At 61.3% G+C, this 17,536-nt stretch carries 15 protein-coding genes; 12 read left to right on the top strand and 3 right to left on the bottom strand.

What is annotated here, in order from left to right; genetic code table 11:
* Window positions 1–452: 452 nt before the first annotated feature.
* Complete coding sequence (aspA, locus tag ACXR0M_RS01065; protein ID WP_458829125.1) at window positions 453–1,877, bottom strand: aspartate ammonia-lyase; 1,425 nt, start codon at window positions 1,875–1,877, stop codon at window positions 453–455.
* A gap of 179 nt (window positions 1,878–2,056) precedes the next feature.
* On the opposite strand from aspA, the gene ACXR0M_RS01070 reads away from it, so the two are divergent.
* The 5 genes from ACXR0M_RS01070 to ACXR0M_RS01090 all read left to right on the top strand — a co-directional run bounded on the left by ACXR0M_RS01070 (window position 2,057) and on the right by ACXR0M_RS01090 (window position 5,843).
* Complete coding sequence (locus tag ACXR0M_RS01070) at window positions 2,057–2,965, top strand: LysR substrate-binding domain-containing protein (protein ID WP_458829127.1); 909 nt, start codon at window positions 2,057–2,059, stop codon at window positions 2,963–2,965.
* A gap of 290 nt (window positions 2,966–3,255) precedes the next feature.
* Window positions 3,256–3,747, top strand: a complete 492-nt coding sequence (gene purE, locus ACXR0M_RS01075; protein WP_019694319.1) for a 5-(carboxyamino)imidazole ribonucleotide mutase — start codon at window positions 3,256–3,258, stop codon at window positions 3,745–3,747.
* 10 nt (window positions 3,748–3,757) lie between these two features.
* Window positions 3,758–4,840 (top strand): 5-(carboxyamino)imidazole ribonucleotide synthase, encoded by a 1,083-nt coding sequence (locus ACXR0M_RS01080; protein ID WP_458829130.1) that lies wholly within the window; start codon window positions 3,758–3,760, stop codon window positions 4,838–4,840.
* A 117-nt stretch (window positions 4,841–4,957) separates the two neighbouring features.
* The gene (locus tag ACXR0M_RS01085) at window positions 4,958–5,203 is read left to right on the top strand and encodes a GlsB/YeaQ/YmgE family stress response membrane protein (RefSeq protein ID WP_003229635.1); all 246 of its coding nucleotides are present in this window, start codon (window positions 4,958–4,960) and stop codon (window positions 5,201–5,203) included.
* Window positions 5,204–5,306: 103 nt separating this feature from the next.
* Entirely contained in the window at window positions 5,307–5,843 is a 537-nt protein-coding gene (locus ACXR0M_RS01090; protein WP_064379774.1) for a DUF3299 domain-containing protein, read from the top strand.
* Window positions 5,844–5,968: 125 nt separating this feature from the next.
* On the opposite strand, the gene ACXR0M_RS01095 is transcribed toward ACXR0M_RS01090, so the two are convergent.
* Both ACXR0M_RS01095 and ACXR0M_RS01100 read right to left on the bottom strand, forming a co-directional pair.
* On the bottom strand, window positions 5,969–6,868 hold the full coding sequence (locus ACXR0M_RS01095) for a D-hexose-6-phosphate mutarotase (protein ID WP_458829133.1): 900 nt from the start codon (window positions 6,866–6,868) through the stop codon (window positions 5,969–5,971).
* 58 nt (window positions 6,869–6,926) lie between these two features.
* A complete protein-coding gene (locus tag ACXR0M_RS01100; protein ID WP_003229628.1) occupies window positions 6,927–7,331 on the bottom strand; it encodes an acyl-CoA thioesterase in 405 nt (134 codons plus the stop codon).
* Between the two features lie 374 nt (window positions 7,332–7,705).
* Between ACXR0M_RS01100 and ACXR0M_RS01105 the strand changes: the two genes are divergently transcribed.
* From ACXR0M_RS01105 to ACXR0M_RS01135, 7 genes are all read left to right on the top strand, one after another.
* Window positions 7,706–9,004 carry an MFS transporter gene (locus tag ACXR0M_RS01105; protein WP_458829136.1) on the top strand — a complete coding sequence of 433 codons (1,299 nt, stop codon included), beginning with the start codon at window positions 7,706–7,708 and terminating at the stop codon, window positions 9,002–9,004.
* A gap of 234 nt (window positions 9,005–9,238) precedes the next feature.
* A complete protein-coding gene (locus ACXR0M_RS01110; RefSeq protein ID WP_034152107.1) occupies window positions 9,239–10,240 on the top strand; it encodes a phosphate ABC transporter substrate-binding protein PstS in 1,002 nt (333 codons plus the stop codon).
* Between the two features lie 482 nt (window positions 10,241–10,722).
* Window positions 10,723–12,756, top strand: a complete 2,034-nt coding sequence (locus tag ACXR0M_RS01115) for an ABC transporter permease subunit (RefSeq protein ID WP_458829838.1) — start codon at window positions 10,723–10,725, stop codon at window positions 12,754–12,756.
* 15 nt (window positions 12,757–12,771) lie between these two features.
* A complete protein-coding gene (pstA, locus tag ACXR0M_RS01120) occupies window positions 12,772–14,442 on the top strand; it encodes a phosphate ABC transporter permease PstA (RefSeq protein WP_458829138.1) in 1,671 nt (556 codons plus the stop codon).
* Between the two features lie 185 nt (window positions 14,443–14,627).
* Entirely contained in the window at window positions 14,628–15,461 is an 834-nt protein-coding gene (gene pstB, locus ACXR0M_RS01125; RefSeq protein WP_458829140.1) for a phosphate ABC transporter ATP-binding protein PstB, read from the top strand.
* A 115-nt stretch (window positions 15,462–15,576) separates the two neighbouring features.
* Window positions 15,577–16,338, top strand: coding sequence for a phosphate signaling complex protein PhoU (phoU, locus tag ACXR0M_RS01130; protein ID WP_458829142.1), 762 nt, complete (start codon window positions 15,577–15,579; stop codon window positions 16,336–16,338).
* Window positions 16,339–16,517: 179 nt separating this feature from the next.
* Entirely contained in the window at window positions 16,518–17,474 is a 957-nt protein-coding gene (locus tag ACXR0M_RS01135) for a response regulator (protein WP_458829144.1), read from the top strand.
* Window positions 17,475–17,536 lie beyond the last annotated feature (62 nt).

Here is a 17,536-nt window from a genome sequence, read left to right on the forward strand (position 1 = left end):
GCCTCGTTACCGACGACCGCTCACGCGAAGAGGGGCGGCACTATACCGATCAGTGCGGCGCCCGTCTGCACGCTCGTGGTGCAAGCGACGAAACGAAGCGGTGAAACACCCGGCGTTACCGGCGCCGGGCTTGTGCAGGGACTGCATTTCTGTTGCTGCAAACCGTGTGGCGAGGGGATTCATCCCCGATGGGTCGCGAAGCGGCCCCGAAACCTGCAAGTGCGATGTGTCAGGCACACCGAGTGCAATGATTTTGCGACTGCTTCGCAGCCGATCGGGGATGAATCCCCTCACCACAGGGCTCACCTCTACATTTGATCAGTCCCCAGACATACGGGTCTCAGGGTCAAACAGTTAAAAAAAAGGGCTCGAGGACAAATCCCCAAGCCCTCAAAAGGTGAGAGGTGTCTAGTCCCTCGACCTGGTGAGTGGTGCTACAAGTACGCGTCGGCTCAGGCTTTGAGCGGAACCAGACGTGGAGCGATCATGTTTTCCGGGCGCAGGATGTCGGCGAGCATGGCTTCGTCGAGCAGACCTTCTTCGCGCACCAGTTCCAGCACGCCGCGGCCGCTTTCAAGGGCGATACGGGCGATGCGGGTGGCGTTTTTGTAGCCGATGTACGGGTTCAGCGCGGTGACCAGACCGATCGAGTGTTCGACCAGTTCACGGCAGCGGGCTTCGTTGGCGGTGATGCCGACGATGCAGTGCTCGCGCAGCATGTCCATGGCGCGTTGCAGCAGGCGGATCGAGTCGAGGATCTTGAAGGCGATCAGCGGCTCCATCACGTTCAGTTGCAGTTGGCCGCCTTCGGCTGCCATGGTCAGCGCCAGATCGTTACCGATCACCTGGAACGCCACTTGGTTGACCGCTTCCGGGATCACCGGGTTGACCTTGCCGGGCATGATCGAGCTGCCTGGCTGACGCGCCGGCAGGTTGATCTCGTTGATGCCGGTGCGTGGGCCGCTGGACAGCAGACGCAGGTCGTTGCAGATCTTCGACAGCTTGACCGCGGTGCGCTTGAGCATGCCGGAGAACAGCACGAAGGCGCCCATGTCGGAGGTGGCTTCGATCAGGTCGGCAGCTGGCACCAGCGGCTGACCGCTGATCAGCGCCAGGCGTTGTACGGCCAGGGCCTGATAGCGCGGGTCGGCGTTGATGCCGGTACCGATCGCGGTGCCGCCCAGGTTCACTTCGGTCAGCAGTTCCGGGGCCAGCGACTTCAGGCGGGCCAGGTCTTCGCCCATGGTGGTGGCGAAGGCACGGAATTCTTGACCCAGAGTCATCGGCACGGCGTCCTGCAGCTGGGTACGCCCCATCTTCAGCACGTGGTTGAATTCTTCACCCTTGGCCGCGAAGGCCTGAATCAGGCTGTCGAGGCTGGCCAGCAGCGCGTCGTGACCCAGCAGCAGACCCAGGCGGATCGCGGTCGGGTAGGCGTCGTTGGTCGACTGCGCCATGTTGACGTCGTCGTTCGGGTGCAGGTACTGGTACTCGCCTTTCTGGTGACCCATTGCTTCGAGCGCAATGTTGGCGATCACTTCGTTGGCGTTCATGTTGGTGGAAGTACCGGCGCCACCTTGAATCATGTCGACCACGAACTCTTCGTGGAAATCACCGCGGATCAATCGGGCACAGGCTTCGCTGATGGCAGCGTGCTTGGCTTCGCTCAGATGACCCAACTCACGGTTGGCGTCAGCGGCGGCCTGTTTGACCATCGCCAGACCCACAACCAGTTTCGGGTAATGCGAAATCGGAACGCCGGAGAGACGGAAGTTGTTCACCGCTCGCAGGGTCTGGATGCCGTAATACGCTTGAGCCGGTACTTCGAGGCTGCCAAGCAGGTCGTTTTCTGTGCGGAAAGATGCAGCGGAGGACATGATAGAAATCATCTCGATATGGACCCGGTCTGTGCCGGAACGCTGCGAATGCTAGGCTTGTGGGATTTTTAGGGCCAATGCTGTTAAACACTGCCCTATGCACATTCGGCATAATGCCCATGTGACGCCGCTTGCATGGCGAACGTGTGACCTATTTTGGTGCGCCCGGGGAGGGTGTGATGAACCTGGAAAGCAAATGGCTTGAGGATTTCAGTGCCTTGGCCGCCACCCGCAGCTTCTCGCAGGCGGCCGAACGACGCTTCGTGACTCAGCCGGCGTTCAGTCGGCGGATCCGCAGTCTCGAAGCGGCGCTGGGCCTGACCCTGGTCAACCGCTCGCGCACGCCAATCGAGCTGACGGCGGCCGGGCAACTGTTCCTGGTGACCGCGCGCACCGTGGTCGAACAGCTCGGCGAAGTGCTGCGCCATCTGCATCATCTGGAGGGCGGGCAGGGCGAAGTGATCCAGGTTGCCGCCGCGCACTCACTGGCGCTGGGGTTCTTCCCGCGCTGGATCGCGCAACTGCGCAATGAAGGGCTGAACATCGCCACGCGGCTGGTCGCCACCAACGTTGGCGACGCGGTGCACGCGCTGCGCGAAGGCGGCTGCGACCTGATGCTGGCGTTCTACGACCCGGACGCGGCGATGCAGATGGACCCGGAAATCTTCCCGTCGCTGCACCTGGGCCAGACCGAGATGTTGCCGGTGTGCGCGGCGGATGCCGAGGGCAAGCCGCTGTTCGATCTGGAAGGCGAGGGCAGCGTGCCGTTGCTGGCCTACAGCGCCGGCGCCTTTCTCGGACGTTCGGTGAACGGTTTGTTGCGCCAGCGTCAGCTGCGGTTCACCACGATCTACGAAACCGCGATGGCCGACAGCCTGAAGAGCATGGCCCTGGAAGGCCTGGGGATTGCCTGGGTGCCGCAACTGAGCGCGCGCGCCGAACTCGCCCGGGGCGAACTGGTGGTCTGCGGCGGCCCGCAATGGCATGTGCCGCTGGAGATCCGCCTGTATCGTTGCGCCCTGGTGCGCAAGGCCAATGTGCGGCTGCTATGGCGCAAGCTCGAAGGCGGAGTGGCACAGGCGTCCTGAAAAGATCGCAGCCTTCGGCAGCTCCTACAGGGTGAAATGAGTATCTCTGTAGGAGCTGCCGAAGGCTGCGATCTTTTGATCTTTTCCGCTGACCTTCAGGTCAATAAAACCGGGCCTTTCACTCATTTGACGGATGGTCGTTTCAGGGGCTGTTTATTGAATTCTTTGCGGTATACTGCGCGGCCTTCGGCCGGTTCGTCCGGCCATATTTCCTACAACAAGCCACGCAATCCTGCGTGGCTTGTTGTTTTTGACGCGCCTGCGGGCGCCCAGAGAGAAGAGGCGCGACGATGAGTGCACTGGTTGGCGTGATCATGGGCTCCAAGTCCGATTGGTCCACCCTTAGCCACACCGCCGATATGCTGGAAAAGCTCGGCATCCCGTACGAGGTCAAGGTGGTTTCTGCCCACCGTACCCCGGATCTGCTGTTCCAGTACGCCGAAGAGGCTGAGGCTCGCGGCATCGAGGTGATCATCGCCGGTGCCGGCGGCGCAGCCCACCTGCCAGGCATGTGTGCGGCGAAGACCCACCTGCCGGTGCTGGGCGTTCCGGTGCAGTCGTCGATGCTCTCGGGTGTCGATTCGCTGCTGTCGATCGTGCAGATGCCGGCCGGCATTCCGGTCGCCACCCTGGCCATCGGCAAGGCCGGCGCGATCAACGCCGCGCTGCTCTCGGCGAGCATCCTCGGCGCCAAGCATCCACAGTTCCACGCGGTACTGAAAACCTTCCGTGCCGAGCAGACAGACAGCGTCCTGGACAATCCAGACCCACGTATTGCCTGAGGTTGTTGAGATGAAGATCGGTGTAATCGGTGGCGGCCAGTTGGGTCGCATGTTGGCCCTGGCGGGAACTCCGCTGGGCATGAACTTCGCTTTCCTCGACCCTGCGCCGGACGCGTGTGCCGCGGCACTGGGCGAACACCTGCGGGCCGATTACGGCGATCAGGATCACCTGCGCCAACTGGCCGATGAAGTCGACCTGGTGACCTTCGAGTTCGAAAGCGTCCCGGCCGAAACCGTGGCGTTCCTGTCGCAATTCGTACCGGTCTACCCGAGCGCCGAAGCCCTGCGCATCGCTCGCGACCGCTGGTTCGAGAAGAGCATGTTCAAGGACCTGGGCATTCCTACCCCGGCGTTCGCCGACATTCAGTCGCAAGCCGACCTGGAGGCCGCCGTGGCTTCGATCGGTCTGCCGGCCGTGCTGAAAACCCGCACCCTGGGTTACGACGGCAAGGGCCAGAAGGTCCTGCGCAAGCCGGAAGACGTGGCCGGCACCTTCGACGAGCTGGGCAGCGTTGCCTGTCTGCTCGAAGGCTTCGTGCCGTTCACCGGCGAAGTCTCGCTGATCGCCGTGCGTGCCCGCGATGGCGAAACCAGGTTCTACCCGTTGGTGCACAACACCCACGACAGCGGCATTCTCAAGCTGTCGGTGGCCAGCACCGATCACCCGTTGCAGGCCTTGGCTGAAGACTACTCCAGCCGCGTACTCAAGCAGCTCGACTATGTCGGCGTGATGGCGTTCGAGTTCTTTGAAGTCGACGGTGGCCTCAAGGCCAACGAAATCGCTCCGCGCGTGCATAACTCCGGGCACTGGACCACCGAAGGCGCCGAGTGCAGCCAGTTCGAAAACCATCTGCGTGCCGTGGCCGGCCTGCCGCTGGGTTCGACCGCCAAGGTCGGCGAGAGCGCCATGCTCAACTTCATCGGCGTGGTGCCACCGGTGGAGAAAGTCATCGCCATCGAAGACTGCCATCTGCACCACTATGGCAAAGCCTTCAAGGCTGGGCGCAAGGTCGGTCACGCCAACCTGCGCTGCGCCGACATGGCTACGCTGCAGGCGCAGATCGTCAAGGTCGAAACGCTGATCGCCGAGTAACGACAGTTTCATCTGGCAGCGGCGGAACCATTCAGGTGCCGCCGTTCTCTCATGGCAGGATGCCAAAGTCTGACTAGGCTTTGACATATCTACTATTGAGCGTCAGAGGGAAATGCCATGGGAATTATCGGAACCATCTTTATCGGCTTGATCGTCGGCCTGCTGGCACGCTTCCTGAAACCGGGCGATGACAGCATGGGCTGGATCATGACCATCCTGCTCGGTATCGGCGGTTCGCTGGCAGCCACTTACGGCGGCCAGGCCCTGGGTATCTATCAGGCAGGTCAGGGCGCAGGCTTCATTGGCGCACTGGTCGGCGCGATTGTGCTGCTGGTGATCTACGGCCTGATCAAAAAGAACTGATCCAAAGCGACAAAGCCCTCTCTGCCAACGCGGCCGGGAGGGCTAGAATGCTCGGCGATTCAAAGTCCCTCCTTTATCCGAGCATCTTTTACCGAGCACATCCATGCGCCGTCTTCTGTTGACTCTCCTATTGCTGGGCAGCGGCCTGGCCCACGCCGGCGAACTGCCGGAAACCGACTGGCTGGAACTGATGCCCAAGTCGGACCAGAAAGCCCTCGAGGCCATGCCCGAAATCGACCACAACTCCCCGGAAGCCACCGGCACCTTCACCCAGAAGGGCGGGATGAAACAGGCCAAGGGCCTGCCGGCGGTGATGTATTCAACCAAAACCGTGGCGTCGATGAACGACAAGCACATCCGCATCGGTGGCTACCCGGTGCCGCTGGAATCCGATGCCAAGGGCCGCAGCACGCTGTTCTTCCTCGTGCCGTACCCTGGGGCGTGCATCCACGTGCCGCCACCGCCGCCGAATCAACTGGTGCTGGTGCGTTATCCGAAGGGGTTGAAGCTGGATGACATCTACACGCCGCTGTGGGTAACCGGCACGCTGAAGATCGAGAAGGTCAGCAACGATCTGGCCGACGCAGCGTATGCGCTGGAGGCGGACAAGGTGCGGGTGGTGCAGGAATCGGATCTCTAACCGTCACCGCAAAACAGCTGTGGGAGCGGGCTTGCTCGCGAAAGCGGTGGGTCAGGCACCTGAATGTTGACTGATACAACGCCTTCGCGAGCAAGCCCGCTCCCACATTTTGTTTTTCGTGAGACTTAGAGCGGTTTACTGCCGATGCTCACACCCATGGTATGGCCCGCGCCCGGCGCCAATGTGACAATGTCATCCATCACATTCGCCGTCTCGATGCACAGCATGCGCTGCCAGCCATCGTTGTCCATGTCGGCCAGTGCTGCTGCGCGGTCGATCCACGGGTTCCAGATCACGGCGGTGCGCGAGCCGGTAGCGGTCAGCACAATGCGCCGTTCCCAGACCGGGTCGACGATGCTCAGCTGGGGTGGAGCGTCGAGATAGATGCGGTCGGTTTCCCCGGCAAAATGCAGCTCGCCTTGCTGGTTGTGGATGTTCCAGTCATCCAGCGTCTCGATGTAATCCAGACCTGCCACTCCATCGACGTGCACGTTGCGCACATCACTGACTGCGAAGTAAGTGTGCAGCGCCTGGCTCAGGCTAACGGTGTCAGTGCCACGGTTGTGACTGGTCAGGCTGAAACTCAGTTGCTCGGACAGATGCAGGGTCAGGGTCAGATCGACCTGATGCGGCCAGCCCGGCAAACCACCTTCGGGATAGGGCAGATTGAATTCGACCTTGAGGCCGTCAGCCTCTGATTCGATGCCGCCCAGCTGCCAATCCATCGCTCTTACCAGGCCGTGGGCGGGTGCCGGTTGCTCACCGTTGTACATCGCCTGCACGCGCTGCGGATTGCGCTCGAATTTACCGAACCACGGCCAGCACACCGGCACGCCGGCGCGGATGCTCTTGCCGGTGTTGAACACGGCCTTGTCGTTGAGCCAGATGATCGGCGGCTGGCCATCGACCTGATAACTGAGAATGTGCGCGCCTTGCTGGGCCACCAGCACTTCGGCCTGACCGTGGCGGATACGCCAGCAGTTCAGTTCATCCAGTTTCACGGCTTCAACGTTGGGCGTGTTCATGGGACAGCTCTCGATCAGACACTTGGGACGACTATCGACCGCAAAACCGCGGCGATGTTTAACGCGCGCGTGGCGGCACCGAACGGGTGCGACCGCTGCCGTCGATGGCGACAAAAACGAAGACCGCTTCAGTCACTTTGCGCCACTCGCTGGACAGCGGATCGTCGCTCCACACTTCGACCATCATCTGGATCGAGCTGCGGCCGATTTCCAGGGTCTGGGTATAGAAGGACAATTGCGCACCCACCGCGACCGGTACCAGAAATGCCATGCGGTCGATGGCCACGGTTGCCACACGGCCGCCGGCAACGCGGCTGGCCATGGCGGTGCCCGCCAGGTCCATCTGCGCCACCAGCCAGCCGCCGAAAATATCGCCAAAGCCGTTGGTTTCGCGGGGAAGCGCGGTGATTTGCAGGGCCAGGTCGCCTTGCGGGATCGGATCTTCTTGTTCGAGCTCTATCATGCCGGGGGGCCTCTGACCCGTGACTCTTCGTTGGTATTGCTGGTGGCAGCCGTCTTCAGAAAAACTATTCAGCACCGAACATACTGCGTTCGTCACGTTTTCCATAAGGCGCCTGAAGGAGAAACTCTGCGAAACCGGCTAATCCGAGCAAAGGTCGGGCCAACGACGTTTTCGCACAGCAACCCCCTACAAAGCGGAGCAGGTTGCGAGTATATCGGTCGGTAGACTCCACGACGACCACCGGGTTCTGATTTTGACCGGCAAATACGCGCCTCTATGTGCTTTTTCGAACAATTTGCTATGGTGCCGAACCCGCCCGAGCCACAGCCAGCGTTGTTGTGGCGGCAGATTCGACTATAAGAGAAGCCCTTGCCATGACCACAGCGCCTTCGAGCCTCGCGCAGCCCGAGCAACCCGCACGACCGTTGACCCGCAACGACTACAAGACTCTGTCGCTATCGGCCCTGGGCGGTGCGCTGGAATTCTACGATTTCATCATCTTCGTCTTCTTCGCCACCGTGGTCGGCAAGCTGTTCTTCCCGGCCGACATGCCCGAGTGGCTGCGCCTGATGCAGACCTTCGGCATCTTCGCCGCCGGCTACCTCGCCCGGCCGCTGGGCGGCATCGTCATGGCGCACTTCGGCGACCTGCTGGGGCGCAAGAAGATGTTCACCCTGAGCATTTTCATGATGGCCGTGCCGACGCTGATCATGGGTCTGCTGCCGACTTACGCGCAGATCGGCCTGTGGGCGCCGATCCTGCTGTTGCTGATGCGGGTGATCCAGGGCGCGGCGATTGGCGGGGAAGTGCCGGGGGCGTGGGTCTTCGTTTCCGAACACGTACCGCAAAAGCACATCGGCTACGCCTGCGGCACGCTGACCAGCGGCCTGACGGCGGGCATCCTCCTCGGTTCGCTGGTCGCCACCGCGATCAACAGCATTTACACACCGCTGGAAGTGGCGGATTACGCGTGGCGGATCCCGTTCCTGCTCGGCGGTGTATTCGGCCTGTTCTCGGTCTACCTGCGTCGCTGGCTCCACGAAACCCCGGTGTTCGCCGAGCTGCAACTGCGCAAGGCGTTGGCCGAAGAAGTGCCGCTGCGTGCGGTGCTGCGTGATCATCGCGCAGCGATCGCAATTTCGATGCTGCTGACCTGGCTGCTGTCCGCCGGGATCGTCGTGGTGATCCTGATGACCCCGACCGTGCTGCAGACGGTCTATCACTTCTCGCCGACGGTGGCGTTGCAATCCAACAGCCTGGCGATCGTGTTCCTCAGCTTCGGTTGCATTATCTCCGGCGCTTTGGCCGATCGCTTTGGCGCGGGTCGGGTGTTCGTGTTCGGTAGCCTGGGTTTGCTGATCAGCTCCTGGACCTTCTATCACAGCCTCGCCGATCACCCGGACTGGCTGTTCCCGCTGTACGCCCTGACCGGTCTGCTGGTCGGCACCATCGGTGCGGTGCCGTACGTGATGGTCAAGGCCTTCCCGCCGGTGGTGCGCTTCAGCGGCCTGTCGTTCTCGTACAACGTGGCCTACGCGATCTTCGGTGGTCTGACGCCGATGGTGGTCAGTTTGCTGCTTAAGGAGAGTGCGATGGGCCCGGCTTATTATGTGGCGGTGCTGTGCACAATGGGGATTCTGGTGGGGGCGTGGCTCTGGAAGAGGGGGCGCTGATCCAGGGATTCTCTCCAGTCATACCGGCCCTTTCGCGAGCAAGCTCGCTCCCACATTGGAATGCATTTCAATTGTGGGAGCGAGCTTGCTCGCGAATGGAGGCACCACAAATCATCCAGTAAAAACCCCGATACTGGCCTTTCATCCAATTGTCATATTTCAGCCATAGAGTGTTCACACGGCCTGCTGATACTTGGCCCCGACTTAACACACCCTATCTGCTAGGAGTAAGGCATGAAACTGAAGCGTTTGATGGCGGCAATGACTTTTGTCGCTGCTGGCGTTGCGACTGCCAACGCGTTCGCCGCTGTTGACCCTGCTATCCCGAGCTACACCAAGACCACTGGTGTGTCGGGCAACCTGTCCAGCGTCGGCTCCGATACCCTGGCCAACCTCATGACCCTGTGGGCTGAGAACTACAAGAAAGAATACCCGAACGTAAACATCCAGATTCAGGCCGCTGGCTCCGCCACTGCGCCACCTGCGCTGACTGAAGGCACCTCCAACCTGGGCCCGATGAGCCGCAAGATGAAGGACACCGAACTGGCGGCCTTCGAACAGAAATACGGCTATAAACCAACCGCTATCCCGGTTGCCGTGGACGCTCTGGCGGTGTTCGTGCACAAGGACAACCCGATCCAGCACCTGACCATGGAACAGGTTGACGCGATCTTCTCGTCGACTCGTCTGTGCGGCGCCAAAGCCGACGTGAAAACCTGGGGCGACCTGGGCGTGACCGGCGACCTGGCCAACAAGCCGGTGCAGCTGTTCGGTCGTAACTCGGTTTCCGGCACCTACGGCTACTTCAAGGAAGAAGCCCTGTGCAAAGGCGACTACAAGCCTAACGTCAACGAACAGCCAGGTTCGGCGTCGGTGGTGCAGTCGATCAGCTCCTCGCTGAACGGCATCGGTTACTCGGGCATCGGCTACAAGACCGCCAGCGTGAAGACCGTTGCGCTGTCGAAGAAAGGCAGCACTGATTTCATCGAAGACACCGAAGAAAACGCCCTGAACGGCAAGTACCCACTGTCGCGCTTCCTCTACGTTTACGTGAACAAGGCGCCGAACAAGCCTCTGGCCCCGCTGGAAGCCGAGTTCGTCAAACTGGTTCTGTCGAAACAGGGTCAGGAAGTGGTGGTGAAAGACGGTTACATCCCGCTGCCAGCCAAGGTTGCTGCAAAAGCACTGGCTGACCTCGGTCTGCAGGAAGGCGGCGCTGAAGTCGCAAAAAAGTAACAAACTGAGTCCGGGGTGAACCCCACCGGACTCTCGTGTGGGAGCGGGCTTGCTCGCGAAGGGGCCTTTGGATTCAGCATCTTCATTGACTGAATCAACGCTTTCGCGAGCAAGCCCGCTCCCACACAACCCTCGAATTCTCCGATCCTCCTCCAGCAACCGCTGGCGGTGGATTTGCTGCGTCACTGCACTGTCATCTTTCTGTCATACAGGATCGCTAGGGTGAGCGCATGAATGATCTGGCCAATTCCCCAATGACTACGACTTCCCCTCCCAAGCGCATTGATTTCAATACGCCTGAGCTGCAACGCAAGCGCCGCATTCGCGCGCTCAAGGATCGCTTCACCCGTTGGTACGTCCTCGTTGGCGGGCTGGCGGTGCTGGCAGCCATCACCCTGATCTTCTTCTTTCTCGCCTACGTGGTTGCGCCGCTGTTCCACGGTGCCAGCCTGACCGCGAAAGATGCAATTACCCCGGCCTGGATGCAGGACGCCGGCAAGCCGCTGATGATTTCGCTCGAAGAGCAGAACCAGGTGGCGATGCGCGTTTCCGACAAGGGCCAGGCGCTGTTCTTCGACATCGACAGTGGCGCTGAATTGACGCGCGTCGATCTGCCGCTTCCGGCAGGCAGCAGCGTGACCTCCATCGGCGAAGACCAACCAGGTCATCCACTGGTCGCCGTGGGCCTGTCCAACGGCCAGGCGCTGGTGTTCCGTCACACCTATAAAGTCAGCTATCCCGAAGGCAAGAAAACCATCACTCCGGCCATCGAATACCCGTACGGCAACACGCCGATCGTGGTCAACGAGAGCGGCGGGGCGCTGGAGCACGTCAGCCTCAATGCCAGCGATTCGACGCTGATGCTGGTCGGCTCAACGGGTTCGCAACTCAATGTGCTGTCGCTGACCAGCGAAGAAAACATGATGACCGGCGAAGTCACCAACGAGCAGAAGCGTATCGATCTGCCGCAGATGACTGAACCTGTGAAAAACATCTTCGTCGACCCACGCCAGCAATGGCTGTACGTGGTCAACGGGCGGGCCCAGGCTGACGTGTTCAGCTTGCGCGACAAGAGCCTCAACGGTCGCTACAAACTGCTGGAAAATGCCGACACCGAAGTTACCGCGAGCACTCAACTGGTCGGTGGTATTTCGCTGATCATCGGTGATTCCAAGGGTGGTCTGGCCCAGTGGTTCATGGCCCGTGACACCGATGGCGAGCTGCGCCTGAAGCAGATCCGCACCTTCCAGATGGGCAGCGCGCCGATTGTTGAAATCACTGCCGAAGAGCGCCGCAAAGGTTTCGTAGCCCTTGATGCGTCCGGCAAGCTCGGCGTGTTCCACAGCACCGCGCATCGCACGCTGCTGGTCGAGCCGGTGGCCGAAGGGCAGGGCCTGTTCGGTCTGTCGCCGCGCGCCAATCGGGTGATCGTCGAAGCCGGCGGCAAACTGCATCCGCTGCTGCTGGACAACCCGCACCCGGAAGTGTCGTGGAGTGCGCTGTGGAGCAAGGTCTGGTACGAGAACTACGACGAGCCTAAATACGTCTGGCAATCGACTGCGGCCAACACCGATTTCGAACCGAAACTGAGCCTCTCGCCACTGACCTTCGGCACCCTGAAAGCGGCGTTCTACGCCATGCTGCTGGCCGCGCCACTGGCGGTTGCCGCAGCGATCTACACCGCCTACTTCATGGCCCCGGGCATGCGCCGCAAGGTCAAGCCGGTGATCGAGCTGATGGAAGCGATGCCGACGGTGATCCTCGGGTTCTTCGCCGGTCTGTTCCTCGCGCCGTATGTCGAAGGGCATCTGCCGGGCATCTTCAGCCTGCTGATGCTGCTGCCGATCGGCATTCTGGTCGCCGGCTTCAGCTTCAGCCGCCTGCCTGAGTCGATCCGCCTCAAGGTGCCGGATGGCTGGGAAAGTGCGCTGCTGATTCCGGTGATCCTGTTTGTGGGCTGGCTGTCGCTGTACATGAGTCCGTTCATGGAGAACTGGTTCTTCGGCGGTGACATGCGCATGTGGATCTCCCACGACCTGGGCATCACCTATGACCAGCGCAATGCCCTGGTGGTCGGTCTGGCCATGGGTTTTGCGGTGATCCCGAACATCTACTCGATCGCCGAAGACGCCGTGTTCAGCGTGCCCCGTGGCCTGACCCTCGGCTCTCTGGCCCTGGGCGCCACGCCGTGGCAGACCATGACCCGCGTGGTAATCCTCACCGCCAGCCCGGGGATCTTTTCCGCGCTGATGATCGGCATGGGGCGAGCGGTCGGGGAAACCATGATCGTGCTGATGGCCACCGGTAACACCCCGGTCATGGAAATGAACCTGTTCGAAGGCCTGCGCACCCTGGCCGCCAACGTCGCGGTGGAAATGCCCGAGTCGGAAGTCGGCGGCAGCCACTACCGCGTGCTGTTCCTCTCGGCGCTGGTGCTGCTGTTGTTCACCTTCGTCATGAACACCCTGGCAGAACTGATTCGTCAGCGTCTGCGCAAGAAATACTCGTCGCTTTAAGAAAGGTAGAAGTCTGTGAAACAGAACTCCCTGAATGGATGGTTCAAGAGCGGCGCCCCGGGCGTCTGGATCAGCGGTGGCGCGGTGTCCATCGCGGTCATCATGACCATTGGCCTGCTGGCGGTGATTGCCGTGCGCGGCCTCGGTCACTTCTGGCCGGCGGACCTGATCCACGCCAGCTACGACGTCCCGGGCCAAGGCAATCACCTGGTCATCGGCGAAGTGGTGCAGAAAGAAGAAGTGCCCCGCGCCCGTCTGAAAAGCGCTGGCCTGCCGGTGCCCGATCAAGGCCCGGAATTCATGACCCGCGAGCTGATCAAGGTCGGCAACCGTGACCTGAATGGCAACGACTTCACCTGGATCGTCGGCGAGTGGCTGACCAAGCAAACCACGCCGCCGGAGTTGATGGCGATCGAGCGGCGCGAGTGGGGCAACTTCTACGGCTACCTGGTCAACGTCAAACAGGACGGCAAGGTGATCGCCGAGGGCGAGGCCGCCTGGCCTGAGCTGCAGGCGCGGATCGACCGCGTGAACAAGCTCGCCGCGCAACTGAAGTCGCTGGAAAAGACAGACATCGGCGCGATCAACGCAGGGCTTGAGCGTATCCGTCTGCACGGCCGCAAGCTGGAACTGGAAGGCAAGCTCGACGCCACCGCGCAAGCGGACATGGACTCCGAGCGTGCCGAGCTCAATGCGCGTTATCAGGACATCGAAGCGCGTCTGAGCGATCTGCATGCGCAGTTCAACCGCGACGCGTTGACCGCGCGCGATGCCAACGGCAAAGAGATCGAAATCAGTCTCGGCAAAGTGGTTCACGCCTACCAGCCGAACGCCATGGGCACGATGACCAAGATCGGTTTCTACTTCAACAAGGTCTGGGAGTTCCTGTCCGACGACCCGCGTGAAGCGAACACCGAAGGCGGGATCTTCCCGGCGATCTTCGGCACCGTGATGATGACCCTGATCATGGCGATGATCGTTACTCCGTTCGGCGTGCTGGCGGCGGTGTACCTGCGTGAATACGCCAAACAGAACGCCCTGACCCGGATCATCCGGATCGCGGTGAACAACCTCGCTGGTGTTCCGGCGATCGTTTACGGGGTGTTCGGTCTGGGCTTCTTCGTTTACGTGCTGGGTGGTTCGGTCGACCGACTGTTCTTCCCGGAGGCGCTGCCGGCGCCGACCTTCGGTACCCCGGGCCTGCTCTGGGCCTCGCTGACCCTGGCGCTGCTGGCGGTGCCGGTGGTGATCGTGGCGACCGAGGAAGGTCTGGCGCGCATTCCGCGGACCGTGCGTGAAGGCTCGCTGGCACTGGGCGCGACCAAGGCCGAGACGCTGTGGAAAATCGTTCTGCCGATGGCCAGCCCGGCGATGATGACCGGGATGATCCTCGCCGTGGCTCGCGCCGCCGGTGAAGTGGCGCCGCTGATGCTGGTGGGTGTGGTGAAGCTGGCACCGTCGCTGCCGCTGGACGGCAACTACCCGTATTTGCACCTGGATCAGAAGATCATGCACCTGGGCTTCCACATTTATGACGTCGGCTTCCAGAGCCCCAACGTCGAGGCGGCGCGTCCGCTGGTGTACGCCACGGCGCTGCTGCTGGTGCTGGTGATCGCCACGTTGAACCTGTCGGCGGTGTGGATTCGTAACCACCTGCGCGAAAAATACAAAGCGCTGGACAGTTAACACAAACCCTGTGGGAGCTGGCTTGCCAGCGATGGCATCGCCGCGGTGTTTCAGGCAGATCGAGTTGCCTGCATCGCTGGCAAGCCAGCTCCCACAGAAACCGCGACAGACACAGAATTTGCGTAACCTGCTGGCATCGTCCGGCGGTTCAACGAAACCGAATTTGTCAGCACAGGGAGCCTCCCATGCAGCACGAAACACCTACCCACGGCATCAACATGTCCGCCCTGGGCCGCGATAAACAGAGCCTGAGCCTGGCGCAGGAAACCGTCGCCATCGAGGTCCCGGGCCTGAGCCTGTTCTACGGTGAGAAGCAGGCGCTGTTCGACGTCAGCATGAACATCCCGAAACAGCGCGTGACCGCCTTCATCGGCCCGTCCGGCTGCGGCAAGTCCACGCTGCTGCGCACCTTCAACCGCATGAACGACCTGGTTGACGGCTGCCGTGTCGAAGGCGCGATCAACCTGTACGGCAACAACATCTATCGCAAGGGCGAAGACGTTGCCGAGTTGCGTCGTCGCGTCGGCATGGTGTTCCAGAAGCCCAACCCGTTCCCGAAGACCATTTACGAAAACGTGGTCTACGGTCTGCGCATCCAGGGCATCAACAAGAAGCGCATCCTCGACGAAGCGGTCGAGTGGGCGCTGAAAGGCGCGGCGCTGTGGGACGAGGTCAAGGACCGTCTGCATGACTCGGCGCTCGGCCTGTCCGGTGGTCAGCAGCAGCGTCTGGTGATCGCCCGGACCATCGCGGTAGAGCCGGAAGTGCTGCTGCTCGACGAACCGTGCTCGGCCCTCGACCCGATCTCGACCCTGAAAGTCGAAGAGCTGATCTACGAACTGAAGTCCAAGTTCACCATCGTCATCGTGACCCACAACATGCAGCAGGCCGCGCGGGTGTCCGACTACACGGCGTTCATGTACATGGGCAAACTGGTGGAATTCGGCGACACCGACACCCTGTTCACCAATCCGGCGAAGAAGCAGACCGAAGACTACATCACCGGTCGCTATGGCTGATTGAAGCAGCTGCAAGCCGCAAGCTTCAAGCGGCAAGGAAAGGCAGTTCAGCATAACGACACACATCAGCTTGCAGCTTGTAGCTTGCGGCTCACAGCTTTTGCGGAGCAAACGAATGATTTCCAAAGAAGGCCTCACCCACCACATCTCTGCGCAGTTCAACGCCGAGCTCGAGGAAGTGCGCAGCCACCTCCTGGCCATGGGCGGGCTGGTCGAGAAGCAGGTCAACGACGCGGTCACCGCGCTGATCGAGGCTGACTCCGGCCTGGCCCAGCAGGTGCGCGAGATCGACGACCAGATCAACCAGATGGAACGCAACATCGACGAAGAATGCCTGCGTATTCTCGCCCGGCGTCAGCCGGCGGCGTCCGACCTGCGACTGATCATCAGCATTTCCAAGTCGGTGATCGACCTGGAGCGCATCGGTGACGAAGCGACCAAGATCGCCCGGCGCGCCATCCAGCTGTGCGAGGAAGGCGAAGCGCCGCGTGGTTACGTCGAGGTTCGCCACATTGGCGATCAGGTGCGCAACATGGTGCGTGACGCGCTGGACGCGTTTGCCCGCTTCGACGCCGATCTGGCGCTGTCGGTGGCGCAGTACGACAAAGTCATCGACCGCGAATACAAGACCGCTCTGCGCGAGCTGGCGACCTACATGATGGAAGACCCGCGCTCTATCTCGCGGGTTCTGAGCATCATCTGGGTTCTGCGTTCGCTGGAGCGCATCGGCGACCACGCACGCAATATCTCGGAACTGGTGATCTATCTGGTGCGCGGCACCGACGTGCGCCACATGGGCCTCAAGCGCATGAAAGAAGAAGTTGAAGGCACAAGCGGCGAAACCGCTAATGTTCCGGGCGATGCTGACGATAAGTAAGATTGCCTGAGAAAAGCGCCCGGCCTTTTGGCCGGGCGTTTTTGTTTGGGCGCCTGAATCAGGAAATCAATTGAAAAAGCAGCACCCGCGAACGAAAAGTCCCGGCGTGACTGAAGATTGTTGGCAATGTGCCATCAGCAAAAGCGGTATGCTTGCCGGGATTTTTATAGGGGTGTTGGATGAGCAAGATCAGTGTGTTGGTTGTGGACGACGCTTCGTTCATTCGCGACCTGGTGAAAAAGTGCCTGCGTAACTACTTCCCGGGGATTCGCACCGAGGACGCCGTCAACGGCAAAAAGGCCCAGGCGATGCTGGCCAAGGAAGCGTTCGACCTGGTCCTGTGCGACTGGGAAATGCCGGAAATGTCCGGCCTTGAACTGCTGACCTGGTGCCGCGAGCAGGACAATCTGAAGACCATGCCGTTTGTCATGGTCACCAGCCGGGGCGACAAGGAAAACGTCGTTCAGGCGATCCAGGCCGGCGTTTCCGGCTACGTCAGCAAGCCGTTCACCAACGAACAGCTGCTGACCAAGGTCAAGCAGGCGCTGAACAAGGTCGGCAAGCTCGACACTCTGATGAACAGCGCACCGACCAAGATGAACTCGGCCTTCGGCAACGACTCCCTGAGCGCACTGACCGGTGGCAAGGCAGCCGTGGTGGGCGGCGCTCCGGCTGCCGCTGCGGTCAACCCGTTCGCCAAGCCAGCCGCGGCGGCTGCGACACCTGCGGCGGCGCCATCGCGCGGCTTGCTCAACAGCCCGCCGGTCCAGGCTCCGGCCGCGTCGAAAGCGCCGGCCGGCGGTCGTGGCCAAGGCCAGTTGCGCCTGCCGAGCGGCACCCAGCAATGCGTGATCAAGGCGCTGAGCATCAAGGAAGCGCTGTTGGTGGTGAAACGCACCGAGACCCTGCCGCAGATTCTCGACAGCGCCGTGCTCGATCTGGAGCAGGGCGACAATGCCGAGGTCGCCCGCCTCAACGGTTACCTGCACGCCATCGTGGCTCACGAGCAGAAAGCTGACAGCGACTGGCTGCAACTGACTTTCCGCTTCGTCGACCAGGACGCGCAGAAGCTCGACTACATCTCCCGCCTGATCGCCCGCGGCACGGCGCAGAAGCACTTCGTTCCGGGCGCTTAAAGCAGCGCCTCGAAAAGATCGCAGCCTGCGGCAGCTCCTACAGGGATCGCATTCCCATGCAG

This window comes from Pseudomonas sp. Eth.TT006 (assembly GCF_054456575.1).